Here is a 25,296-nt window from a genome sequence, read left to right as displayed (position 1 = left end):
GAGTGATAGGGTATTATTACCAATTCACTGTTTATTGAGGTTTTTTTTTCTAAAAGCTAATATCGAAAATAACATTGGTGCAATAGAAACCTGACTTCTCTATCGCTTTTCTTGATGCTACATTATCGAATGTTGTGGAGCAAATAGGCCTTCTCCCAGCTTTTAAAACTCGGTTTACTTGCGTTTGCATCACTTGTGTTGCCATTCCTTTTCCTTGATGATCTCTGCTCACGATAATTCCTAGATCCGCAATTTCTGGTTGAGTATCACTCATTCGGCACTCACTTGTAGCAATGATAACATCTGATTCCTTGATGAAATAGATTTCCTGTCTCGTAACCAGATTTTCAGTGTAACCAAAAGTATCGTCCATGCCCACCTGTTCTTTTAGGAAGGTTTTTATGCCAGAAATATCTTCTTCTGTAGCTAATTCTAAATTCAGGGGAGTCACATTCTGAATGACATTATTGGTATGCTGATAACAGATGGTGTTGGGTTTGATCGATTTGGAATGAAACAGGCAGGTATTGAAAGCCACAAGAGCGCTGGAGCTTAACTTGGCTGAGTTGATGAGCCCTGATTCGATTAATGATGTGATGGCCTTATCCATTCGATGAGCAAATTCATCTATAAGGTATATCTGCAATAAGCTGTTACCATCGTCAATACAGCAGTAGCCAATGTTCTTTGCTTCATCTTCAATGAAGTAATGCTGCGATGAAGCAATGTAGAGTAGCTCCCACATGGCATCAATGGGTGTGGTCAGCTTTTGATATAATTCCGACCCTAAACTGTCGATTGTTTCTGTGCTATTGGTTTTTAAAAACTTCATTGTGATGTGTACTTAGCTATAATGTGTGCTTTGATTTCCTTTAATGGGAAGTCATCATAAATTCCCAAGTAGTTTAATGCTATTCCATCCAATTCTGCTATAAAAGCATGGCTTATGATTAGGGATGTATTAGGGTCGATTTGATTGTAAATGCTTTGAACAGACCTCAATATGAAATCGGACCTCTCTTTAATTAAATCGCTTAAGATGGCCCTTGTATTGGGCTGTACCATCATATTGAGGTTAAACTGAAAAAGCATTTTGTCGCTTTCAAGCTGAGCGAAGAATGACTCTAATAATGCCTTTAGTTGCTCATGAGCTGTTTTGGTCGATTGATCTAACTGATTCATTTCAATAATGAGCTCAGTTGTTTTTATGAAGATCTCCCTGAGCAATCCATTCTTAGATTTGAAATGATGTGAAATCAACCCTTTGGATACATTCGCCTTTTCGCAGACTACCGAGAGGGGAGTATTCTCAAATCCTCTTTCAGAAAATAGTGATGTAGCGATACGAATTAATTCTTCTCTTTTATCCATGAATTTAGATGTATAGCTGACTGCACGTGCGTTCAGTATTACAAACCTATGAATTTAATTTGGATAGACAAGAAGTAAGGTGTGGAGATTTGTGTTTAGGAACGAAGGGCAGAATCTTGACGTATAAATCAGAGTATCTGCGACAATATGAATTGGTCAGACGAATAGAAGGCTAGGCAAAAGGGGGTGTTTTTACTTCAGGTACAATTCCCTAAAATACTTAAAGTGATAGCCTCGGATGATCATTTTCCAAATGTCCTTTTTCGGGATTACGTTCTTAGTCGAAAGCCTTATGCCATCTATAACTGTTCGGTACACCAAAAAGTAGAAAAAGAATAGCTCTACACACAATTGTGGACCTACTAGGTCAGTTTTACTTAACCCAATCATCAGCACCATAGGGGCAAAAATCGCGATGTAGTAGATGAATAGGTTTTTCATGATTGGTATTTGTTTTTTAGCAGGTTAACGTACTCAACAAGTTTACCTCAGGTAAATTGCCAATAACTCCCGAAATAATCTACTGATTTAAAAATATAGCATGATTGAATAGAATAATTCATGATACTCAAGAGAGGTTGCCAATACTGGAAATGTCTTCTCCCAAACAAGAAAATAAACATATATTGTAATCTCATAGCACCACCAGTATTACACTGGTTTAAAGCTTTTAGCGGCCTCAAACTAAAACCATATAAGATCTTATGTCAACCTTAGACTATGCTGTTTTTATCACCTACTGCCTTATTATTATAGGTGTCGGGCTCTACTTGTCTTTCAGAAACAAGAAAAAGGAAAAGACCTCTGAAGACTATTTTTTGGCGGGTAAGTCATTAACATGGTGGGCGATAGGCGCCTCACTCATTGCTTCCAATATTTCCGCAGAGCAGTTTATCGGCATGTCAGGTTCTGGTTTTGCCTTGGGCATTGCCATTTCTTCTTACGAGTGGATGGCAGCCATCACCCTGATTCTGGTAGGTAAATTCTTGCTGCCCATCTTTATCAAGAAGCAGATTTATACCATGCCGCAGTTTCTGGAACAGCGGTACAATAGCAATGTAAAAACCACCATGGCCATTTTCTGGATTGGTGTATATATTTTCGTCAACCTCACTTCAGTGCTTTATTTGGGCTCTTTGGCCATAGAAACCGTGATGGGAGTAGACCGTATTTATGCCATTATTGGCTTGGCGCTCTTTGCCATGATCTACTCCATTTATGGAGGTCTAACCGCAGTAGCTTGGACAGACGTAATTCAGGTAATATTCCTCATTGCAGGTGGTTTGGCCACTACTTACTTGGCTTTGGATGCGGTAAGTGAAGGCAGTGGCGCCATTGCTGGTTTCCAAACCTTAATGGATGCAGTGCCAGAGCATTTTGATTCCATATTAAGTAAGGATCATCCTTTCTATGGTGACCTGCCCGGCTGGGGCGTAATTATTGGCGGTATGTGGATTGCCAATATTAGCTATTGGGGATTGAACCAGTACATTACACAAAGGGCTTTGGCTGCAAAGTCACTGAAAGAAGCCCAGAAGGGTGTTATGTTCGCTGGGTATTTGAAATTATTAATGCCGCTTATTGTGGTGCTTCCCGGCATTGCGGCCTATTACTTACTGATGAAAGAGGGCGCTGCTGATTTGGCCTCGATGAGCGTGACCAATGATGTTCTTGCTGGCTTACCCGATAGCAGCGTAACCAAGTCGATGACGGATGTAGCTACTATGACCGTGAAGAGTGATAAAGCCTATCCCGTGCTCTTGCAGTTTTTACCTTCTGGCTTTAGGGGAATTGCCTTCGCGGCCTTGACAGCAGCCATTGTTTCTTCTTTGGCGTCTATGGCCAATAGTACGGCTACCATTTTCACCATGGATATTTATAAGCCATTGGTGAATACAGGCGCTTCGGAAACGAGACTTGTCAATGTTGGAAGAATTACCGCATTAGTGGCCTTCGGTTTGGCCATCATTGTGGCACCTATGTTAGGGAAACTTGATCAAGCTTTTCAATACATTCAAGAATACACCGGTTTTGTAACGCCTGGTATTGTGGCCATTTTCATTCTAGGAATTTTTTGGAAGAAAACTACGCCAAAAGCAGCCTTGGTGGGTGGTGTGAGTACATTCCTGTTCTCCATCTTGTTCAAGCAGTTCTTGTCAGGAGTACCATTTTTGGACAGAATGGGCTATGTTTTTCTGATCTGTGTGGGCTTAATGGTTGTAGTTTCATTGGTGGAAGGCAAAGGGGTAGATGCTAAGAAGGCTATGGACATGAAGGATTTCAATTTCAAAACCTCACGTGGCTTTAATGCAGGTGCTATCGCCTTGTGTATTATCCTTGCTGTACTTTATATTTTGTTTCAATGAGTTTGAATACTTTAAAAAAGGAGTTTGAAGCTCGGTTTTCTGGAGTGCCTAGGTGCTTTAAATCACCAGGTAGAATTAACCTGATTGGAGATCATACCGATTATAATAATGGTTTTGTAATGCCAGCAGCTATTGATCGCTATGCGCGAATGGCAGTTTCTTTTAACGAGACTGAAAACCTGAATGTAGGCTCGATTGATTTGGGTGAAATGCTCAGTACCGACTTGAACCAACTTGAAGCCAAAGGGCGGTCCAGTTGGGAGAACTTCTTTATTGGCGTATTGGCCATTTTCGGAGAGAAGGGAATTCAATTGAAAGGAATTGATTGCGTTTTCACTAGCGATGTACCCGTTGGAGCTGGACTTTCCTCTTCTGCCGCCATTGCTTGCTGTTTCTCCTTTGCTTTGAATGAAATGTTTGAAGCGGGTTTTACTAAAAACGAATTGGTAGAAATTGCCCAACAAACAGAACATCGTTTTGCGCAAGTCATGTGTGGAAATATGGACCAAACGGCCAGCCTATTTGGTAAGGAAGGGCAAGTTTTTAAGTTTGACTGTCGAAGCCGAGAAAAGACTTTTCATTCCCTAAACCTCAAAGATTTCACATTGCTGTTGGTCGATACAAAAGTAAAGCACGCTTTGGCGGAAACAGCTTATAACCAAAGAAGGGAAGCCTGTGAAAGCGCTGTAAAGCTGATTCAAAATAGGTATCCAGAAGTGGAAAGCTTAAGAGATGCAAAACACGAAATGATCCAAGGAGTAGGACTTTCAGGGAAATTGAAAGTGTGCGCGGAATTCGTAATCGAAGAAAATGAGCGTGTGAATCTGGCTGAAGTTTGTTTAGATCAGAATGATTTAACGGGGCTGGGCAAACTGATGTGGGCATCGCACAAAGGCTTGAGTGAAAAGTATGAAGTGAGTTGTCCTGAGCTTGATTTCATTATTGAACGAACCTACGGCTTGCCTTATATCAAAGGAGCAAGAATGATGGGAGGGGGCTTTGGCGGTTGTTGCATCGTTTTAATTCAGGCGAATGCTGTTAAAGATTTTAAGAAACTAATTGAAGCACCTTTCAGCAAGGAATTTAACAGCTCACCTGAGTTCTACCAATTTGAATTGGTAGATGGAACGGAAGAATATGATTAAATGAGACTAGCAGGTGCAGCTTTACCAAGCTACCGAGCCGTATTTGCTGTTTTTCTCTTCTTGAGGGTTAACTGCGTTTTTGGGCTTTTCTTGACTAGAGCGAGAAGGGGATGACGTGTTAAGTTCTGGGATTTCTATGTCTTTACCCACATTCACCTTGCCGTTAAGCTCAGCACCTTTTTCGACAGAGATTTCTAAGGCGTAAATTTTACCATAGATTTTAGCCCCTTTTGTAATGTGAAGTAATCCTTTGCACATTACATCACCATTGACAAAGCCTTCAATGGTAATATCGATGCCTCTTAGGTTTCCTCCAATCTCACCGTTTATTCCGATGATGATTTTTTCATCCGAAAGTAAATCTCCAGTGATATTCCCATCCACACGTATACTCTGACTCGATTTCAGATTGCCCGTAATAATTGAGCCTTGTTTAATTTGAGTAATATGTGTGGATGGAGTAATAACAGCCATTAGATTTCTTAATTAATATTCAGAAGGAATTGAAGTTTCAGTTACAGTATTGTTGTCCTCAAAAATTGAGACTACGGTGGTCGCATTTCCGATATCCAAACCTACGGCTGTACTTTTTACACCTCCGTTGAGTTGGGCAGAGTTAATGCAATAGCCACGGCTTGCCAATGATTGTGGCTCGTGCGCGATTTCTAGATCTAGTACATCGCGGAATTCTTCCTTAAAGCAATCAACAAGTGCGGTATATATAGCACCACCCCCAGCTAAATACATGATTTGACTTGCTGTAAAGTCATTGTCATTGAAGGCTTTACGCATGGCTGGCGATATTACATCTTCGTAATATTGCTTTAGTACTCTATCGCGCATGCTTCTGATATCAATTCTTTTTCTATTCAAGAAAATCACTCCTTTTTGGAAAGCAGCATCAATCTGATGTTCTGTTTTCAACTCTAAGTAATGCTCCTTTGATAGTTCTTTTTCTAATAAGTTTACTGCGTAACGAAGGCCGTAAGTTGAAAGTGATGTTCTTTGTACAATACCACCTTCAGTGCTCAACAATCCTTCAAGAGTTCCATACCCTAAACTCATCATAAAGAAGTTGCCTTGGGCTTTTGTTTCGCCTTTTCGTAAAGCGATGGTACAGCCTATGACCTCTGGAATTACCTGAGCGCCAGCTACTTCAACTTGAATGTTTTTCTTGATTCCACCACCGAAGGTCGCTGCATCATACTCAACCGTATGTTGGCCGTCAATTAACTGAGTGGCTTTTTCTTTATTCAATTGGAAAGTTGAAAAAGGGAATCCTGTGGTAATTGTAATAGGGTTTCCCAATTTTTGATTGGCAATGAGCAATGCGGCTTTTAGAAGAAGTTGGTAATCCAATTCGTCTGGTGCACTGTTAATATTTTTATGCGGAGAAACCCCTTCGGTTAGGGCAAGATTTCCGATTACATAACCTTCACCATTATGAAAAATTTTCAATCCATTGATCAGGTCGGGAGACACGTTTTTGAGGTCAGTATTATTCCCTTCAAAGACACTTGGGAAAGTATAAGTTTTGAACATAGTTAATGATTTGGTATGCAAATATTTTAGAGCGGTTTCAACAAAAAACAATAATACAATTTATCGCTTGAATCTCTGAAAAAAAAATTGATTTAAAAACAGATAATCTTCTATTGGTTAATGACTATCGCAATTTTTGTGTTGTTTTCATTTATGGCCATCCGAGTAATTCCAGAGAATCCCATTGAACTAAAGTTGGTAATCTCTTTCCATTCATTATTATACTTTGGGTTGAATGTGAGGATTTTTGATTCTGAACTGGTTACATAGGTGCCCTCTTTGGTGATAGTCCAATCACTTGAGTTTTTAGGCTTTTTAACTATTAAATCATACTTTGAAGAGTTTGAGTTAAGCCGATAAATATTTTTGTCACCATTCTCTTCTGTTCTTTCGAAGGCAAAATCTAAAGTTCCAGGAATCAATTTGAGCGTTCTTCCAATATTGTCAGTGATTTTTTTCTCATCAGGCTTTTTTGTGTTGGCTGTTAACAAGGTAACTGGTGTTCCCAAAATAAACATGGCTACCTTTGATCCGCTCCATGCATGATAGCCCACGGGGGCAATGTTTTCAAAAACGAGTTGCGGAGATTCATTTGTGTTTAACTGAAATAGCCAAAGTCTTTGGGCACCATCATCTTCAACTCTTACCGCTGCAAATGACTCAGACCCAGGTACCATCGCTGCTGAGTATTCACTGTCCTTTGAGTTAGTAAGGTTCGTCTTTTTATTATTTGAAAGGTCTAACATTATGATGTCTGTTTGACCATTGTCATAAGCCGTATAGAGTATTCGATCTTCTCCATAAAAGTAAGGTTGATTGTCGTAGCCTTTTCGCTCTGTTACATTCTTGCCTTTCTCTATAGTTATATTGCCTTTTTCTTCCTTAAGATTAAAGACAAAGATTTCAGTGTCTGGAGGTGGTGCTTGAGCATAGCTTACCAAGGTAGATAAGCCAAAGGCTAGACAAACGAGGAGTCGTTTTTTCATGAAGTGAGTACAAAATGTTTATCGAAAATATTAAAGTTTACCGACAACGAAAAATTTAATTGAAGCTTTGAAAGTGGTTTGCCATTTTTTAAGAGGATGATCAGTGTTAACCTTGGCGATATTTATATACACCTTTCTATTATTTTGGGTTTTTGAATTAATTTAGAATGAGTCTTTTTTGCCAAAATATTTGAAAACCAGCGGCTTGATGATTGAAAAATTAATTTTTCATAAAAACTTATTTGGCGAAAGGCCTTCGTTACAGTTGAATTCCTTAAATTTTAAGCTGAAATCAACCGTACCTTATGCAAGTTATAGAATCTTCAAAAGTTTATGATGTTGTCATTGTCGGCTCAGGAGCCGGTGGGGGAATGGCGACAAAAATATTGTCAGAGGCCGGTTTCGATGTAGCAGTACTCGAAGCAGGTCCATTTTTTGACCCCGCACAAGACGAATACAGAACCCAATTACGCTGGCCTTGGGAATCTCCAAGGCGTAGCGCCAGTTCCGACAGAAGGTCTTTTGGAGACTACGATGCCGCTTATGGTGGTTGGAACCTAGAAGGCGAACCATACACTGAAGCACCAGGGACGCGTTTCGCTTGGTTCCGCTCAAGAATGTTGGGAGGAAGAACCAATCACTGGGGAAGAATTTCGCTTCGTTTTGGGCCGTTAGATTTTAAGCGAAAAAGCGTTGATGGCCTTGGCGACAATTGGCCGATTGGCTATGATGATGTAAAACCTTATTACGATAAGGTGGACAAGCTCATTGGTGTTTTCGGTAGTAAAGAAAATATTCACAACGAGCCTGACGGTTTCTTCTTACCTCCGCCAAAACCAAGACTTCATGAGCTATACTATATTAATGGGGCAAGAAAAGCTGGGATTCCAGTAATTCCTTCAAGGCTTTCCATACTGACCAAAAGAATTAACAACCAACGTGGTAGTTGTTTTTACTGTGGTCAGTGTAATCGGGCTTGCTCGGCTTATGCCGATTTCTCTTCAGGAACGTGTTTAATTTTTCCAGCCCAAAAGAATGGTGGAAAAATAGAGTTGATGACCAATTGTATGGTGCGAGAAGTAACCACTGACAAAGAAGGAAAAGCAACTGGCGTAAATTACATCAACAAGCTAGACAGAAAGGAATATCACCTTAGGGCTAAGGTTGTTGTTATGGCAGCTTCGGCCTGTTCCTCAGCCCGAATTCTTCTGAACTCAAAAAGTAGTATTCATCAAGATGGATTAGGAAACAGCAGTGGCTTGGTAGGTAAATACCTACACGATTCTACTGGCGCGAGCCGCTCTGTATTCCTTCCAAAGCTCATGGATCGTAAGATTTATAATGAAGATGGAGTAGGCGGAATGCACGTTTACACGCCATGGTGGCTCAACGATAAGAAACTCAAATTCCCAAGGGGATATCATATTGAAGTTTGGGGTGGAATGGGAATGCCAAGCTATGGCTTCGGTTTCAACCCAAATAATTTGAATAAAATTATGGGGAGCGATGTAGGTGGCTATGGCGAATCGTTACGAACTGATGTGAAAAAATACTATGGTGCCGTACTTGGCGTCTCAGGTAGGGGTGAAAGTATTCCACAGCGTGGCAATTATTGCGAAATCGATAATAATGTAGTTGATGAGTGGGGAATTCCAGTGCTTAAGTTCAATTACCAATGGACAGAGCATGAGGTCAACCAAGCGGAACACATGCAGGATACTTTTGAGCAAATTTTAGATGCTACTGGTGGTATTCTGTTGGGCGATAAGCCAGGAAAAGACCGAAACTTTGGGTTGACCGCTCCGGGCGAGATTATTCATGAAGTGGGAACTACCAGAATGGGTGACGACAAGAAAGAGTCGGTGACTAACAAGTACAACCAGCTTCACGACTGTGCAAATGTGTTTATTATGGACGCAGGTCCATTTGTATCGCAAGCAGATAAAAACCCAACTTGGACCATTTTGGCCTTGGCTTGGAGAGCATCAGATTATTTAATTGAACAAGTAAAACAAAGAAATATTTAAGTCATGGATAGACGCGAATCATTAAAATCTTTATTGGTCGGTTCTGTAGCAGGTGGACTGCTGGTGACTGGTTGTGCGCCAGAAAACACAGTTGAAATTCCCGAAAAGCCGCAACTTCCGGGCTATGGAAGAAATGAAGCGGAAAAGGAACATGATGCCAAAGTACTTTCAGAAACCTTTTTCAACGAACATGAATTAGAAACAATCGCAGTGTTGTGTGATATCATTCTTCCAGCCAACGCTGAGTTTGGATCGGCAACCGATGCAGGCGTACCTGAGTTTATCGAATTTATCGTGAAGGATATGCCGAACAACCAATTGCCTCTCCGTGGTGGCTTGGCTTGGCTCGATTCCCATTCCAATAAATTGTATGGAATGGAATTCAAAAAACTCAATGAGGAACAACACAAAGCCATTTGCGATAGCATTGCTTATCCGGGCAAAACGCCACCTGAATTAAAGCACGGGGAAAGGTTCTTCACCAACATGAGAAACCTCACCATGACGGGTTATTTTACTTCTGAAATAGGAGTGAAGGACTTGGGCTATAAAGGTAATTCACCTGGTGTTTGGGATGGTATTCCAGAAGATGTGTTGAAACAACAAGGTATGGCTTACGAGGAAGAATGGTTGGCCAAGTGTGTGGACCAAACCAAACGGACAGATATTGCCACCTGGGATGATGACGGAAATTTATTGACATGATGAAAAGAACCTTATTATTGATTTTAGGAGTAGCCTTCTTCACCTTAGGTTGTGCCGAAAAAGTTGCCAAGCAAGTAGATGCCAATGAGTTTGAGGCATTGATGGCTGATGATGCTTCGGTACAGATTATTGATGTAAGAACACCAGATGAATACGCACAAGGATTTATTAAAAATTCAACCTTGATGAATTTTAATGACCCTGGTTTTAAATCTCAACTGGAAGGCTTGAACAAGAACAAAGCTGTGGCGGTGTACTGCCATTCAGGAGCCCGAAGTAACCAGGCCTTTGAAATGATGAAGGAAATGGGCTTTAAGAAAATCTATGAGCTTCAGGGCGGCATTGTCGCTTGGCAAGAAGGGAATAAACAAGTCCAGAAATAATTGAATGAGAAAAGCCCGAAAGGGCTTTTTTCATTTTCAGTCCTTTCTAAGTTTTCAATTGGTCATTTAAACTTTCAATACTTTTCTCAAACAAGTCTAGCCCTCAACTAGTATGTTTGTGTAAAGCTTAAGATCAATTATGTTATTTGTACTTTCTCCCGCCAAAACTCTCGATTTCGAAACCCCTTGCAATGCCAAAAAAACATACCCTCGTTTTCAGAAAGAAACGTTGGAATTGATTGGTGTACTGAAAGAGAAAACTCCTGAAGAGATTCAAGAATTAATGGACATCAGTGAGAATTTGGCTGAACTGAATGTAGATCGCTACAACAAGTTTAGGAAGTCTAAAGACTCTAAAGCAGCCAAACAGGCGGTTTATGCTTTTAAAGGCGATGTATATATTGGTCTTGAAGCAGAAGAGCTTTCGAACGAAGACATCCTTTACGCACAAGGGCATTTGCGTATCCTTTCTGGCCTTTACGGTTTACTCAGGCCTTTGGACCTGATTCAGCCTTACCGCTTAGAAATGGGCACTCGTTTGGCTTTTGATGATTATACTACCCTTTATAACTATTGGGCGGACACCATTGCCAGTCAGGTGAATCGTGATTTGAAGAAGCAGGGCGATAAAGTATTAATCAATTTGGCTTCGCAAGAATACTTCAAAGCCATCGACAGGCCTGTACTCAAAGCCAAGGTGATCAATGTTGAGTTTAAAGACTTCAAAAATGGGCAGTACAAAATCATTTCCTTCTTTGCCAAAAAGGCGAGGGGTTTGATGGCGCAGTACATTATTAAAAATAGAATCAACGAAGTGGAACTATTAAAAGGCTTTGATTACGAGGGGTACTATTTTGATGAAGCGGGTTCTGATGAAAGGAACTTGCTGTTTAAAAGAGATTAGTTTTAAGAAATTGTGAAAGACCCAAAAACCATAGCCTCACGAGATTTTTTGCCCGAACTTCAATTTCAGACTTCGCGGAGCTCTGGGCCAGGTGGTCAAAATGTAAATAAGCTTGAAACGCGGGTAACGCTCAGGTTTAATCTTCAAAGTTCAAACGTATTGAATGAAGAGGAAAAAGAGCATCTAGTGAAAAAATGGGAAAAGCAATTGACCAATGAAGGGGATCTTCTCATTAGTTCCGAAGCGCATAGAACCCAGCTGCGGAATAAGGATGAAGTGATTGCCAAGTTCAGAAAGGCAGTAGAGCAGGCCTTTACCAAGCCCAAACCCCGCAAGAAAACAAAACCTTCTAAAGGTGCTATTCAAAAACGGCTCACAAGCAAAAAGAATCATTCCGAAAAAAAGGATATGCGCAAGCCGCCTAAGTATTAAAAAAGGCCTCGATATATCGAGGCCTTTCAATTTCTCTAGATTTAGATGGAATTATTCTCCTCCACCTTTTCTAGTTGGGTTTCTTGGTGTTGGCCAAGACATTGGTTGACCGTTTCTTGGGTTAAGAGGCAATACACTTTGATCTCTTGGGAAGAATTGATCATCCTCAGAAGCCATGTATGTCATAATAGCTGTAAGAATAGCGTTGTTTCTTACATCTTCGAATACAATTTTATCATAGGTATCCTTGTTGGTATGCCAAGTATAAGCGCCATAATCCCAGCTTGTAGAACTTAAGCTAAAACCTGGAGCACCAGCTGCAACAAAAGAAGCATAATCAGAACCACCACCACCTGGAGTACCAGGGAAGTTAGTGTCAATTTCTCTTCTAATCGCACTAGGTACTGGAGCTAACCATCTGTTGATGAACTCATAAGCATGAAGGAAACCTTGTCCGCTAATGTTTACAACTCTACCTGTACCGTTATCTTGGTTGAAAAGCGCTTGCATCCCTTTAATCACTTCTGGGTGATCTTGAACGAATGAACTAGAACCATTCAAGCCTTGCTCTTCACTACCCCAATGTCCAACAAGAATTGTTCTTTTTGGGTTAGGATAAATCTTCTTCAAGATTCTCATGGCTTCCATCATTACCAAAGTACCTGTGCCGTTATCAGTAGCACCAGTTCCACCATCCCAAGAATCGAAGTGAGCAGAAAGTACAACATATTCGTTAGGCAATTCAGAACCTCTAATTTCTGCTACTGTGTTGAAAGTTGGCATCATGCCTAATTCCTTACCAGTAGTTTTCACAGTGATTTTTGGAGTATCACCGTGTTCAGCCATTCTGAAAAGTGTTCCGTAATCTTCTAATCCGATATCGATAGTAGGAACTTTCTTAGTAGCAGCACCAAAAATTTTGTTAGCACCAAAACCTCTTGACCAGTTAGAAATCAAAATACCAGCTGCACCAGCTTCTTCTAAAGCGGCAGGCAAAGTACGTGATGTCAAACCTGTGTTTCTAACTCTTTGAGACCAAGCTCTAGACACTTCGCTTCTGTCTTTCTTCATGTTCTCTACAGAAAGTTCAGTACCGTTTTTCTCCCAGTTATAATCCGGACGACCAGTAGGCTGTGCCATGTCGATCATTACGAATTTACCTTTGATACCCTTTAACCAAGTTTTGAACTCAGCTTCGTTAGCTACATTAGGGATGACTACTACATCACCAGTTACGTCTTTACCGTTAGTAGAAGGACTCCATGCCAATTGCATAGCTTCTAAAGTTTTTACACGAGGGGAAACCATGTCTACGTGAGTGATTCCGCGTTCCCATCCTTTCCATTCTCCCCATTTCTCATTTCTGGCGTCAATACCCCAGCTTTTGTATTTTGCTACAGCCCAGTCGTTGGCTGAATTCATTTGTGGAGTACCCACCAAACGAGGTCCGTTTTTGTCTAATAACTCGTAAGCCAAATTCTCTAACTGAGAATTGTCATTGGCCTCGGCTACGATTTTGTCTACAACGGCTTTAGTGTCCTGAGCGTAAGTATTGATACTCAAGCAGAACGCCAAAATCATAAATAATTTGAGTGATCTTTTCATTTTGAATTGATTTGAATTTTTGCCCAAGATATTAATCTAAGTTAAAGAGAGGCTTACCGATGGTATAAAAGGTGGTAGCATGAATTACATCATTGCCGCTTTATAATTGAGGTGAATGAGGTCTTGCAGCTGTCTGTGAAACCATTTAGAGCGAAAGTATTGCAGTGCTGATTGTGCTTAAGTGACTATATTTTGAAATGAAAATATTTAGTCAATTCTCAATTTTTCATTCCAACTGAATTTGAGATATTTGCGTCAAATGAGCATAATAATATGTTCCATATCTCTTTAAGTAAATATAAAATGATCGACAAAAAAAGTAGCACACTGAAAGTACTTTCATTCACTTTTCTGATTACGCTTTTGTTCAGTATTAACGCTTGTAAAAGTGATGATAACGATGACTCTGCGCTGGTTGCTGCACCAACGGTGAGTGCCGCTACAGAAATTACTGCCACTACTTTCAACGTGAGTTGGACAGAGGTAGCCGGTGTTGATATGTATTTATTAGACGTTTCCCCGGAAGCTTTTTTTAGTCCTAAAGTGACTGATTTCGACAAAAAGGAATTAACTGAAACAAGCGTAACAGTCACTGGTTTGACTGCCAAAACTAAATATTACTATAGGGTGTATGCCAAAAAGGGAACTACCTATTCATTGGCTTCATCTGTAAAAAGTACCACCACAATTGAGTAAGCTCAATTGCTAAAATCAATTTCAGAACATAAAAAGAGACTGCTCATTGAAAGTCAGTCTCTTTTTGGTTTAATGCCAAAGTGAAAACCTACTTTAAAGTTTTGAACTTCTCTTGCACCACTTCTTGTACTGGACGGTTTTCAATTTTGCTCTTGAGCCACGAAAGAATATCCAAATAAAGGAAAGGACGCCTTTCATAAAGGTTACTGTTGAGCGCTTCTAATCGGTTATATAGCAGCTGAAATTCCTGTTTCAGTTCATCGGGTTTAATCTTGCCTGTCTTTCTTAAAAAGTTGAAGATCTCCTTTTGTACAGCCTGTTGGTCATTCATTTTTCCTATAAAATGGAAAGTGGACTTGATTTGATACTCTAAATGGAAGTCCTGCCCATCCTCAAAGTGCGCAATCAGGTTAAGGATTCGAGCAAAACAATGAATGTCTTCCCTTAGGCCAATGTCCTTAAAATAGATGATCTTATTGAGATAGAATATCGCCTTTCTATTGTTTCCACTACCAAAGTAAAGGGTTGCGATTTTGTAATAGAACAGCAATACCCGTTCAGGATCAATTTTTTCTTCGTATTCAGTCAGCTTTTTCAAAAGCTTTGGCACCATGTGTGTTCCTTCCTCAAAGTTGCCTTCCATAAAGGCTTTGTTAATTTTAGAAACCCACAAGAACTTAAAAATCAATACCTCGGTATTCAGGTCTTTTACAATGTCTTTGTTTTTGGAAAGCTCTTCTACTTCGTTCAATACTTCACAAAAAACAGAATAATACTGAAGCTGGAAGAGGGCAGAGAGTAAATTGCTATAACTCTTGATAAACAAAACGGGCTGTTTGGTGGCCATGTCTTGGTTTTGTTTAAACAGGTCTACCAAGGCCTTGGCGTGCTTGTAGGAGTTAGGGAAATTCTGAATAATGTTATTGTACCAAATCTGACATTGGTGAAAATACATTTGCTCGTAGAAACTGAGGTTGGCTGTATCTAAAGTTGGAAAATTGGCTTTAAAATAAGCGGTGACATAGATGAAGTCTTCTTCGTTTTTAGCATAGCCTTTCTGAAGGAAGAGGCTATAAAGATTCAGCGTCAAATTGGACAGCTGGTGGGTAGATACAAGTAAGTCCGAAGTTTCATTCACCTCATTAGTCAGTTGCTCGGCACGGGTTTCAATACTTCTCGTAATGTATTGTGACTCGATCATTTTTTCGAACTCCAGTATTTCCAATACTAAGGCATGATGCCTCGTGTCTTTGGCTTGGTTTTTAGCCTTGTCGAGTAGTTTTAAGGCCTGTTTGTAAAATCCTTTGTTGTATAAAAGTTTAGCATGATCTAAGCTTTCGCGCAACTGCATATCCACATGATGCCCAATATGAAATTGCTTTAAACTGGCTAAAATCTGCTTATAGAGGTTGGCTTTCTGGTTCGACAGTTGCTCCTTTTTAATACTTTTTACCTTATCCAAAATAAGCTTGTCATCATAGTGTTTGATGCTGTCCATGGCATCAAATAGCTTGACAAACTTCACATCTTCTGAATTTCCACTGCGGTTGACGAACATTCTAAAATGTCGCTTCTCTGATTTGGTCAGCGATTTTATCAGCTCAAATAATGAATCCTGCTTCGGGTTAGCCATTGTATTTTATTCTTCTTAATGAATTGATATACAGGGATATAAAAATATAGAGTTCGCTATAAAAATAGTAGAAACTCTAGCATCAGTTTTGGCCTCGCAGTAGGCGCCCACTAATTTTAATTAAGAATAAATATGTGTTTAAAGAATAAAGTACAGAGCCCAAATTAACAATGGATAGACAGAAAATACAAATCTTTGATACGACATTACGCGATGGCGAGCAGGTGCCGGGCTGTAAGTTGAATACCAAGGAGAAATTGGAAGTAGCAGAAAGGCTAGAGTTCCTTGGTGTTGACGTAATTGAAGCTGGCTTCCCTATTTCAAGCCCAGGCGACTTTGAGTCTGTTCAAGCCATTTCGAAATTGGTGAAAAACGCCACGGTTTGTGCGTTAAGTAGGGCCGTGGAAAAAGACATTATAACTGCTGCAGAAGCAGTTAAACATGCCGTTAGACCAAGAATCCACACTGGAATTGGAACCTCCGAATCACACATCAAATACAAACTGAATACTACCAGAGAGAAAATTGTTGAACGCGCAGTAGCAGCAGTGACTTTGGCCAAAAAGTATGTAGAAGATGTGGAATTTTATGCAGAAGATGCAGGAAGAACCGACAATGAATTTTTAGCTTATGTATGCGAGCAAGCGATAAAGGCTGGCGCAACAGTGGTGAACATTCCAGACACTACGGGCTATTGTTTGCCGAGTGAATATGGAGAGAAGATTGCCTACCTCAAGTTCAACGTGAGAGGCATAGAAAATGTAACCATTTCCACCCATTGCCATAATGATTTGGGGATGGCCACGGCTAACTCCATTGCAGGAGTGATCAATGGCGCTACGCAAATTGAATGTACCATTAACGGTATTGGCGAAAGGGCAGGGAATACGGCTTTAGAAGAAGTGGTGATGGTTTTGCAACAACACCCTTACCTCAGAAAAACCACAGGAATTGACACCAAGCAACTAACAGCCTTGTCGAAATATGTGTCCGAAACCATGCGTGTTCCTGTGCAACCGAACAAGGCTATTGTAGGCGCGAATGCTTTTGCACACTCTTCAGGAATTCACCAAGATGGCGTGATTAAGCGAAGAGATACTTATGAAATTATCAACCCAAAAGATGTAGGGGTAGACCATTCTTCCATCATTCTTACTGCCCGAAGCGGCAGGGCTGCTTTGGCTTATCGAATGAAGAACATTGGTTATGAACTCACCCGCGATGAGCTGGATGTGGTTTACGCTAACTTCCTTCAGGTGGCAGACAGTAAAAAGGAGGTCTTCGATGAAGACTTACACGAATTGTCGGACTTAAAATACCAAATGGCGGTTTAATATGGGAAAGACACTTTTTGACAAAGTTTGGGACGCCCATGTGGTGAAACAAATCGATGGTGGAATTGATGTGTTGTACATCGATCGTCACTTGATCCATGAGGTCACTAGCCCTCAGGCTTTTTCGGAACTGGAAACAAGGAACCTACCGCTTTTCCGTAAGGAGAAAATGGTGGCCACGCCAGATCATAATATTCCTACAAAGGACCAGCATTTACCGATCAAAGATGCCCTTTCTAAGCATCAGGTAGATCGTTTGTTAGAAAACTGCGCCAAATATGATGTAGAGCTTTATGGCTTAGGACATCCGTTTCAAGGTATCGTACATGTAATCGGACCTGAATTGGGCATTACCCTGCCGGGTAGAACCATGGTCTGTGGCGATTCACATACTTCGACCCACGGAGCTTTTGGAGCAATTGCTTTTGGGATTGGCACGAGCCAAGTGGCCCAAGTGATGGCGACTCAGTGTTTGTTGCAGTCCAAGCCTAAAACCATGCGAATCACCATTGATGGTGAACTGAACAAAGGCGTTTTGGCCAAAGATGTAATCCTTCACATTATTGCTGAATTGACAGCCGCTGGAGGTACAGGTTACTTTATTGAGTATGCAGGTGCTGCCATTCGTTCGCTTTCTATGGAAGCCCGAATGACGGTTTGCAATATGAGTATTGAAATGGGAGCGAGGGGCGGAATGATAGCGCCTGACGAAACTACTTTCGATTACATTGAAGGTAGAGAATTTACGCCTAAGGGCGAAGCGTTTGAACAAGCGGTGGCCTATTGGAAAACCCTTCATTCTGATGCTGATGCCGTTTTCGATCAAGAATACCATTTCGATGCAGCTGACATTGAGCCAATGATTACTTATGGAACCAATCCGGGCATGGGCATTAAAATCAAAGGCAATATTCCAGAGAGATTAGCGGCTTCAAGCCAAGACAGTTTCCACAAATCTTTGGACTATATGGGTTTCCTTCCAGGCGAATCGCTGATGGGGAAAGAAATTAACCATGTGTTTATTGGCAGTTGCACCAATTCTAGGATCGAAGATTTAAGAATTGTTGCCGACTATGTGAAAGGCAAGAAAAAAGCCGCTCATGTGCAAGCCATGATTGTTCCAGGCTCTAAACAAGTGGAAAAACAAGCCATAGCCGAAGGTTTGGATTTAATATTGAAAGAAGCAGGCTTTGAGCTTCGCGAACCGGGTTGTTCTGCCTGTTTGGGTATGAACGATGACAAAGTTCCTGCGGGCGCTTACTGTGTTTCCACTTCGAACCGAAACTTTGAAGGACGACAAGGCCCCGGTGCTAGAACCTTATTGGCAAGTCCGTTGGTGGCTGCGGTCACCGCGGTGCAAGGTAAAATTGTTGACATTACTGAATTCTTGAATTGAGATGGAGAAAGTTGTAAAAGTACTCAGTAGGGCGGTTCCATTGTCCAATGAAGATATTGATACGGATCAAATCATACCGGCCCGTTTTCTAAAAGCCACATCTCGAGAAGGTTTTGGAGAGAACCTTTTCAGAGATTGGCGATATAATGCCGACAATAGCCCGAAGGAAAGTTTTGTGTTGAATAATGCGACCTACGAGGGAAGTGTTTTAGTGGCAGGGAAAAATTTCGGTTGCGGTTCCTCCCGTGAACATGCAGCTTGGTCGCTTTACGATTATGGTTTTAGAGTGGTGGTGTCGAGCTTCTTTGCCGATATTTTTAAAGGCAACGCACTGAACAACGGCTTGTTACCTGTTCAAGTGTCCGAGGATTTTCTTCAGGAATTAATGGAGACCGTAAAGTTGAGGCCTGACACTGAAGTAGAAGTGGATTTGGTAAATCAATCCATTTCATTCAATGAGTTTGAGGAGTCATTCGAAGTGAATTCTTATAAAAAGGAATGCCTGATTAACGGCTATGACGACATTGATTATTTGGTAAGTATTAAGAACGAAATAGAAGCCTTCGAAAAGCAGGCGATAACAATATAATGGGAGTGAAGAAGAAAATAGGAGTGTTGCCGGGAGACGGCATAGGCCCAGAAGTGGTAGCAGAAGGAATCAAAGTGCTCGATGCCATTGCATCCCGATTTGGTCACAAGTTCACCTATGAATATGCCTTAGTAGGCGCAGCTGCCATTGATGAAACGGGCAATCCATTGCCAGATGAAACTTTAGCGGTTTGTAAGCGATCAGATGCCTTTTTGTTTGGTGCCATTGGTCATCCAAAATATGACAATGACCCATCGGCCAAAGTAAGACCAGAACAGGGTTTGCTTAAGCTGAGGAAGGAACTTGGACTTTTTGCAAATATCCGTCCTGTAACGGCTTATGATAGCCTTTTGCACATGTCGCCACTGAAAGTAGACCGCGTTATGGGGGTTGATTTTGTGGTCTACAGAGAACTGACTGGTGGTATTTATTTTGGTGAAAAAGGAAGAACAGAAGATACTGCTTACGATCACTGTACTTATTCTTATGCGGAAATTGAGCGTATCGCACATTTGGCGTTTAAGGCCGCCCAAAACCGAAAGAAGAAACTGACTTTGATTGACAAGGCCAACGTATTGGAAACTTCCCGCTTATGGCGAGAGAAAGTAACCGCCATGGCCAAGGAATATCCTGATGTAACGCTCGATTGTATGTTTGTGGACAATGCCGCCATGCAAATGATTCAGAATCCAAAGCAGTTTGATGTAGTACTTACTGAAAACATGTTTGGCGACATTATTTCTGATGAAGCTTCCGTCATTGGTGGTTCCATGGGCTTATTGCCTTCTGCTTCGGTAGGAAATAAAACAGCCATGTTCGAACCTATTCATGGTTCATACCCACAGGCGACAGACCAGAATATCGCCAATCCAATTGCGACTATTTTATCTGTAGCCATGTTATTGGACCATCTGAATTTAATCGATGAAGCCATAGAAGTAAGGCAAGCGGTAAATGCTTCGCTGCACAATGGAATGGTAACACAAGATTTATCAAAAGGCCAAGGTTTTGGCACCGACAGGGTGGGTGATTTTATTGTCAACCATATTCTAGACGGTGAAGCCTCAGGCTCTCAAAATAACATTCAGGTCGGTCTCAGCACGATCATCTGAGTTTGTTAAAAGTGGTTTGTTAATTATAAAAGCCCAACTCCTAGAAGTTGGGCTTTTAGTTTATGCGCTATTTTCTTTCTTCTTAAAAAAAGCGCCCATCTGTAAAGCCTAATTCCCAAGTCTTCTTATTTTTGCGGTTGTTAAAACCCCGGGCAGCTTTTGATATCAATTTTTAGGCTTTGGGTGGAATTAAGCATTTGAAATTATGGGAAGAGCATTTGAATTTCGTAAGGGTAGAAAAATGAAGAGATGGGGCATGATGTCCCGCGTGTTTCCAAAACTAGCTAAAGCCATCACTATGGCCGCTAAAGAAGGCGGTGGCGACCCTCACATGAATTCCTCATTGCGTACGGCCATTCAAAATGCCAAGGCGCAAAACATGCCTAAAGACAACATCGATTCGGCCATCAAAAGGGCGACAAGCAAAGATGTTGAGGCTTATATAGAAATGAACTACGAAGGCAAAGGCCCTCATGGTGTATTGGTTTTTGTAGAATGCGCTACCGATAATATGAACCGTACAGTAGCCAACGTAAAATCATACTTCAATAAAGCGGGTGGGGCAGTGGTGCCCAATGGTTCTTTAGAATTTATGTTCCACAGAAAATCTGTTTTCGAGTTTTTGAAAACCGATGATATGGATTTGGAAGAATTGGAATTCGAATTTATTGATGCGGGGCTAGAAGAAATTGAAGAATACCCAACCGAAGAAGACGAAGATCAAATGATGGTGGCCATTTATGGCGATTACACGAACTTCGGTCAGTTACAAAAGGCCTTGGAAGAAAAAGGAATCGATATTAAAAGCGCCAGCTTAAAGCGTTTCCCAACTACTCCGGTAGAGTTTACCGAAGAGCAAATGGAAGAAATCGACAAGTTGATTGATAAGATTGACGAAGACGATGATGTTCAAGGGGTGTACACCAATGTTGGCTAAGCGTAGAACCGCCATGCTGAGTTACCGACCCTAGGGAGGAAACGTTCCGAAGTCTCGGAAGCATCCTTCTGTAAGCATACAAAAACTCCAACTACTCTAAAGTGGTTGGAGTTTTTGGTTTGTGGACTGTGGTCTTTAGTCTCTTTATTCCTGCCGGGAAAGTAGTGTAGATTCAAAATGGACACTTCTACAGTGACCCAATAAGTTTAAAGGGGTTATAACAGCTGTAATTTTTACGAAATGATAATATGGACTTGAGGCAAGTCGGTCTCGTTATAATTGTTGATCTGATACTCTATGATAGAATTTGATAGAGGTACATAACTCATGATTTGGCCAGCAGTTAAGTCCTTACTGATTTTTTCTACATTATTTTGAAAAATAACGAAATGGGCAGTTCCAGTTGCCGATTGGGATAGTTTCATGCTGATGCTTTTGAGACTATCGAATTTACCAGTAAATAGTGACCTCTCTGTTGAAGTATCTTTTGCCAATCGTGCATAAAGCTCAAGAATTCTCATAAAAATGTATTTAGTTGGTTTTCTAGTTTTAGGCTTTTCGGATTGCCTAGACCCTAACCTTGACCTATTCAGGCTCAATGTCTATTCAAATTTGGGTGATTGTAATAGTGTATTGTTACCCTAAAAGAGTGGTTATTGCCTATACCTATAAAGAGGTATCAGAGAGGGGGAAGAGAAAATAAAAAATACTAACCACTGTCGCAGGTTCTCCGATATATCTGTCCTTTGGCAGAACCTGTGACTCACTATTGGACCGAGGACTCTGTCCGTATCATTTGATCCGTTTTCCAATTTCTTAACCAAATAGTATACTTCTCCACCCCATTTCTCCACAGTCGGTTTACCATTTTCATAAATAGGTTGTAGATTGATGCATTCAAAAACACTCAAGATTATGCATCAATTTTTTCAAGCCCCATGGCGTAAATCACTCAAGTCTTTTTTGGTCCTTTTCGCCTTTGTTTTTGCCAATACAGGCATGGCGCAAAACGGACAACTTAAACCACTTACCGTTGCCGATTACGGCCAATGGGAAAGCCTTGGTTTCAGCAGTACTTTTTCAGACGATGGCAATTGGTTCTTCTACGACATCAGAAGAAACAATGATAAGAACGAGGTCAGGCTTCATCATTTAACCGATAACGCATTAAAAGTGCTTCCCGAAGGAAGCAGAGCGCAGTTTTCGGCCAATAGCCAGTGGTTGGGCTATTTTATTAACCCCACAGCCGAAGCCCGTGAGAAAAGTAAAAAGCCTTTGCGCAGCCAATTCCGCTTATTGAGCTTAAATGGAGCCGACAGCCTTACGGTAGAAGATGTAAACGCCTTTTCATTTAGCGATGACAGCCAGTTTTTGGCCATGAAACATTATACCGCTTCGGGTAAGAAGAGTGATGGCGCAGACTTGATTATCAGAAACCTTAAAACGGGCAAAGCATTTAATTTCGGTAATGTGTCGGACTTTGCTTGGCAAGAAAACGGAAGCCTTTTGGCCATGACTATCGATGCCGATGGTAAAGCTGGAAATGGTGTTCAATTGTTCGATGCCAAAACCAATATTTTACAAGTGTTGGACAGCAAAGAGGCCGTTTATACAGGCTTAAATTGGAGAGAAGAAAGTGATGATTTAGCGGTTTTTCGTTCCTTCAAAAACGAAGAGTATGAAGACAGCACCCAGCATATTTTGGCTTGGCAAAAACTGACCACAAAAGCACCTGTAGCTTCGGTCTTCGATCAACAAAGCATAATCGGTTTCCCCGCAGACAATCGGGTAGTGAATAACCGTTCGCTGACTTGGTCAAAAAATGGGCAGTCTATTTTCTTCGAAATTAAAGTATGGGAAAAGAAACCCGTGAAGGCTGAGGCCAAAGAAGATGAAGAAAAGAAGGACAGTCAAGATTTAACAGATGAGGCACCTGCCTTACAGATTTGGCACAGCACAGATGTTCAGGTAATTCCAGAACAAGAGCAACTGGCCAAAAGAAGGAGAGAAGACCAATACCTCTCGGTTTGGCATTTGTCCAATAATAAGTTCGTGCAACTCGCCAATGATTTGACCGAGTCGGTGCGTTTGCAAACCGATGCTACCATCCTGATTGGCTCTGATGCGACTCCTTATGAGAAAGAAGCCATGTTTGGCCGTGGAAATATAGACGCCTACACCGTGGACATCATGACCGGGGCGCGCGAGAAGATCCTGACCAAAGTCAATTACATCTATGCGGTGAGCCCAGATGCACAGTTTGTGCCTTATGTAGAAGGGAAGGATGTGTTTGTTTATAATATCAAAACCAAGTCGAAGAAAGTCCTTTCTGAAGGTTTGGATACCTCATTTGTCAATCAAGATGACGATCACCCCACCCCAGACAAAAGGCCTTATGGCTTTGTGGCTTGGGAAAAGAAGGGCGCTTCATTCTTTGTGCATTCTAAATTCGATTTGTGGCAGTTCTATACCAATGGTTCAAAACCAAGAAAAATAACAGACGGAAAAGCCGAGCAAATGCGCTCAAGATATGCCTATATCGATTTTGAAGATTATATCGATGAAAAGGAAGCCATGTATGTGAGTCTTTTCGGTACATGGAGTAAAAAGTCAGGCTATGGCATGGTAACCCCAGGTAAAAAGCCAAAACAACTCATTTGGGAAGATGCCCGTGTAGGCCGTTTGAACAAAGCCGAAAATGCAGAACGTTATGCCTATACCATTGAAAGCTTTAGTGATTCCCCAGACTATTTTGTCGGTTCAGGTGCATTGACGGATGCCAAGCAGGTTTCAAATACCAACCCTTTCCAAAGCGAATATCAGTGGGGCAGAAATGAATTGGTACAATACACCAATGCCAATGGGCAAGAACTTCAAGGCTCTCTTTTCTATCCTGCCAATTACGAGCCGGGCAAGAAATATCCAATGATCACTTACATCTATGAATTGCTTTCAGATGGTCTCCATTCTTATGTGGTGCCATCTCAACGCAGCTATTATAACAACAGCGTATTTACCCAAGAAGGCTATTTTGTGCTCATGCCCGATATCCTTTTCGATGCAGGCGACCCGGGTATTTCTTCGGTAAGAACGATGGAAGCTGCCGTGAAAACTGTGGTGGACATGGGGGTAGTGGATGAAAAGAGAGTGGGGCTAATTGGTCATTCATGGGGCGGTTATCAAGCAGGTTATGCCGTTACCCAAACCGATATTTTTGCAGCCAGCGTAGCAGGGGCGGGGCTCACCAACCTGACCAGTATGTATGGCATGATTGCTTGGGCTTTTGGCGGGGCACCAGAAAATGAGCATTTCGAAGTAAGCCAAGAGCGAATGGAAGTAGCTCCTTATATGGATGTAGACCGTTATATCCGAAACTCTTCTGTTTTCAACGTAGAAAAACTGAATACGCCATTACTCTTCGAAGTAGGAGATAACGACCAGAATGTCGATTGGCGACAAGGCATTGAGTATTATAATGCTGCGCGAAGGGCTGGAAAGCAATTTGTGTTGCTCGTATATGCCAATGAAGGGCATGGCTTGGGGCAAGACAAGAATAGATCAGATTATCAGATGAGGATTCTGAAATGGTTTGGGCATTATCTCAAAGGAGAGCCCATTGAACCTTGGATTCAGCAAGGAATTCCTTATGAAACCCAGATGAAGAATCTTAAGAACTGGAAGAAGTAAACAAGTCAAAACCCTCCAAAAGAGGGTTTTTTCTTTTAGTCCCTTATGAATTTCTTTGCAGTTAAAGGCATCCATTAAGTGCTTCTTTCCCTGTGTTCGCGAAGGGTCTAAAGTTGATTTATAGTTCCTTCGCTGTGCTCAGGATGAAAAGGAGAGAGCAAATAGCTCGCTTCATCGTCACCCTGTAAGGGTCTTTTTCAGTAACACAGAGGAAATTAACTTGTGGAACGTGAAAACCCGCGAAGTTTCGGGGCCTACGGAATGACGCTTTCACTGACACAGGTTCTTAGATTTATCTGTCCTTTGCGCATCTCCGTGTTCTTTATTGCTAAAGACCCTTTTTAAGTAGTTGAAACAATGCCCTTTAGCTTCTATAAACTCTACCAGATAATTGAAGCAAGTCTATCGTCTAATGTCTATCGTCTCACTGTCGCAGGTTCTCAGAA

The 25,296-nt window shown here is 41.2% G+C and carries 23 protein-coding genes; 14 read left to right on the top strand and 9 right to left on the bottom strand.

What is annotated here, in order from left to right:
* Positions 1-49: 49 nt before the first annotated feature.
* From AWN68_RS15960 to AWN68_RS15950, 3 genes are all read right to left on the bottom strand, one after another.
* Positions 50-832, bottom strand: a complete 783-nt coding sequence (locus tag AWN68_RS15960) for a GNAT family N-acetyltransferase (RefSeq protein WP_068417896.1) — start codon at positions 830-832, stop codon at positions 50-52.
* Entirely contained in the window at positions 829-1,371 is a 543-nt protein-coding gene (locus AWN68_RS15955; RefSeq protein WP_068417894.1) for a TetR/AcrR family transcriptional regulator, read from the bottom strand. The genes AWN68_RS15960 and AWN68_RS15955 overlap by 4 nt, the downstream gene beginning before the upstream one ends.
* Before the next feature lie 192 nt (positions 1,372-1,563).
* Positions 1,564-1,812 carry a hypothetical protein gene (locus AWN68_RS15950; protein ID WP_068417891.1) on the bottom strand — a complete coding sequence of 83 codons (249 nt, stop codon included), beginning with the start codon at positions 1,810-1,812 and terminating at the stop codon, positions 1,564-1,566.
* A gap of 263 nt (positions 1,813-2,075) precedes the next feature.
* On the opposite strand from AWN68_RS15950, the gene AWN68_RS15945 reads away from it, so the two are divergent.
* Positions 2,076-3,737, top strand: a complete 1,662-nt coding sequence (locus AWN68_RS15945) for a sodium/sugar symporter (RefSeq protein WP_068417888.1) — start codon at positions 2,076-2,078, stop codon at positions 3,735-3,737.
* Positions 3,734-4,882, top strand: coding sequence for a galactokinase (gene galK, locus AWN68_RS15940; RefSeq protein ID WP_068417885.1), 1,149 nt, complete (start codon positions 3,734-3,736; stop codon positions 4,880-4,882). Before AWN68_RS15945 ends, galK begins: the two co-directional genes overlap by 4 nt.
* A 21-nt stretch (positions 4,883-4,903) precedes the next feature.
* Here galK and AWN68_RS15935 read toward each other — a convergent pair whose 3' ends face one another.
* From AWN68_RS15935 to AWN68_RS15925, 3 genes are all read right to left on the bottom strand, one after another.
* A complete protein-coding gene (locus AWN68_RS15935; RefSeq protein WP_068417884.1) occupies positions 4,904-5,356 on the bottom strand; it encodes a bactofilin family protein in 453 nt (150 codons plus the stop codon).
* Positions 5,357-5,368: 12 nt separating this feature from the next.
* Positions 5,369-6,424 (bottom strand): acetate and sugar kinases/Hsc70/actin family protein, encoded by a 1,056-nt coding sequence (locus AWN68_RS15930; RefSeq protein ID WP_068417881.1) that lies wholly within the window; start codon positions 6,422-6,424, stop codon positions 5,369-5,371.
* Positions 6,425-6,534: 110 nt separating this feature from the next.
* Positions 6,535-7,410 (bottom strand): TolB family protein, encoded by an 876-nt coding sequence (locus AWN68_RS15925; protein ID WP_068417880.1) that lies wholly within the window; start codon positions 7,408-7,410, stop codon positions 6,535-6,537.
* Positions 7,411-7,715: 305 nt separating this feature from the next.
* On the opposite strand from AWN68_RS15925, the gene AWN68_RS15920 reads away from it, so the two are divergent.
* From AWN68_RS15920 to arfB, 5 genes are all read left to right on the top strand, one after another.
* Positions 7,716-9,437 (top strand): GMC family oxidoreductase, encoded by a 1,722-nt coding sequence (locus AWN68_RS15920; RefSeq protein ID WP_068417875.1) that lies wholly within the window; start codon positions 7,716-7,718, stop codon positions 9,435-9,437.
* 3 nt (positions 9,438-9,440) lie between these two features.
* Positions 9,441-10,142, top strand: coding sequence for a gluconate 2-dehydrogenase subunit 3 family protein (locus AWN68_RS15915; RefSeq protein WP_068417873.1), 702 nt, complete (start codon positions 9,441-9,443; stop codon positions 10,140-10,142).
* Positions 10,139-10,525 carry a rhodanese-like domain-containing protein gene (locus tag AWN68_RS15910; protein WP_068417870.1) on the top strand — a complete coding sequence of 129 codons (387 nt, stop codon included), beginning with the start codon at positions 10,139-10,141 and terminating at the stop codon, positions 10,523-10,525. The genes AWN68_RS15915 and AWN68_RS15910 overlap by 4 nt, the downstream gene beginning before the upstream one ends.
* Before the next feature lie 139 nt (positions 10,526-10,664).
* On the top strand, positions 10,665-11,429 hold the full coding sequence (gene yaaA, locus AWN68_RS15905) for a peroxide stress protein YaaA (RefSeq protein ID WP_068417869.1): 765 nt from the start codon (positions 10,665-10,667) through the stop codon (positions 11,427-11,429).
* Positions 11,430-11,441: 12 nt separating this feature from the next.
* Positions 11,442-11,861: an alternative ribosome rescue aminoacyl-tRNA hydrolase ArfB gene (arfB, locus tag AWN68_RS15900; protein ID WP_068417867.1), complete on the top strand. Its 420-nt coding sequence runs from the start codon at positions 11,442-11,444 to the stop codon at positions 11,859-11,861.
* Between the two features lie 51 nt (positions 11,862-11,912).
* Here arfB and AWN68_RS15895 read toward each other — a convergent pair whose 3' ends face one another.
* On the bottom strand, positions 11,913-13,466 hold the full coding sequence (locus AWN68_RS15895) for a M20/M25/M40 family metallo-hydrolase (protein WP_068418544.1): 1,554 nt from the start codon (positions 13,464-13,466) through the stop codon (positions 11,913-11,915).
* A gap of 303 nt (positions 13,467-13,769) precedes the next feature.
* Between AWN68_RS15895 and AWN68_RS15890 the strand changes: the two genes are divergently transcribed.
* Positions 13,770-14,162, top strand: a complete 393-nt coding sequence (locus AWN68_RS15890; RefSeq protein WP_157716284.1) for a fibronectin type III domain-containing protein — start codon at positions 13,770-13,772, stop codon at positions 14,160-14,162.
* Positions 14,163-14,250: 88 nt separating this feature from the next.
* Here the strand turns inward: AWN68_RS15890 and AWN68_RS15885 are convergent, their stop codons facing one another.
* Positions 14,251-15,795, bottom strand: coding sequence for a hypothetical protein (locus AWN68_RS15885; RefSeq protein ID WP_157716283.1), 1,545 nt, complete (start codon positions 15,793-15,795; stop codon positions 14,251-14,253).
* A gap of 170 nt (positions 15,796-15,965) precedes the next feature.
* On the opposite strand from AWN68_RS15885, the gene AWN68_RS15880 reads away from it, so the two are divergent.
* The 5 genes from AWN68_RS15880 (at position 15,966) to AWN68_RS15860 (ending at position 21,163) form a co-directional block, all read left to right on the top strand.
* Positions 15,966-17,129, top strand: a complete 1,164-nt coding sequence (locus AWN68_RS15880) for a 2-isopropylmalate synthase (RefSeq protein WP_068417862.1) — start codon at positions 15,966-15,968, stop codon at positions 17,127-17,129.
* A 1-nt stretch (position 17,130) separates the two neighbouring features.
* On the top strand, positions 17,131-18,525 hold the full coding sequence (gene leuC / locus AWN68_RS15875; protein ID WP_068417859.1) for a 3-isopropylmalate dehydratase large subunit: 1,395 nt from the start codon (positions 17,131-17,133) through the stop codon (positions 18,523-18,525).
* Between the two features lies 1 nt (position 18,526).
* A complete protein-coding gene (leuD, locus tag AWN68_RS15870) occupies positions 18,527-19,114 on the top strand; it encodes a 3-isopropylmalate dehydratase small subunit (protein WP_068417855.1) in 588 nt (195 codons plus the stop codon).
* A 5-nt stretch (positions 19,115-19,119) separates the two neighbouring features.
* Entirely contained in the window at positions 19,120-20,226 is a 1,107-nt protein-coding gene (leuB, locus tag AWN68_RS15865) for a 3-isopropylmalate dehydrogenase (protein ID WP_068418543.1), read from the top strand.
* Between the two features lie 205 nt (positions 20,227-20,431).
* On the top strand, positions 20,432-21,163 hold the full coding sequence (locus AWN68_RS15860) for a YebC/PmpR family DNA-binding transcriptional regulator (RefSeq protein ID WP_068417852.1): 732 nt from the start codon (positions 20,432-20,434) through the stop codon (positions 21,161-21,163).
* Between the two features lie 233 nt (positions 21,164-21,396).
* On the opposite strand, the gene AWN68_RS15855 is transcribed toward AWN68_RS15860, so the two are convergent.
* Entirely contained in the window at positions 21,397-21,684 is a 288-nt protein-coding gene (locus AWN68_RS15855) for a hypothetical protein (protein WP_157716282.1), read from the bottom strand.
* A gap of 394 nt (positions 21,685-22,078) precedes the next feature.
* Between AWN68_RS15855 and AWN68_RS15850 the strand changes: the two genes are divergently transcribed.
* Complete coding sequence (locus AWN68_RS15850; protein WP_157716281.1) at positions 22,079-24,850, top strand: alpha/beta hydrolase family protein; 2,772 nt, start codon at positions 22,079-22,081, stop codon at positions 24,848-24,850.
* The last annotated feature ends 446 nt before the right edge of the window (positions 24,851-25,296 follow it).

It is taken from the genome of Roseivirga echinicomitans (genome assembly GCF_001592935.1).
Taxonomy (GTDB): Bacteria; Bacteroidota; Bacteroidia; order Cytophagales; family Cyclobacteriaceae; genus Roseivirga; species Roseivirga echinicomitans.
This window is presented reverse-complemented; position numbering and strand designations above follow the sequence as displayed.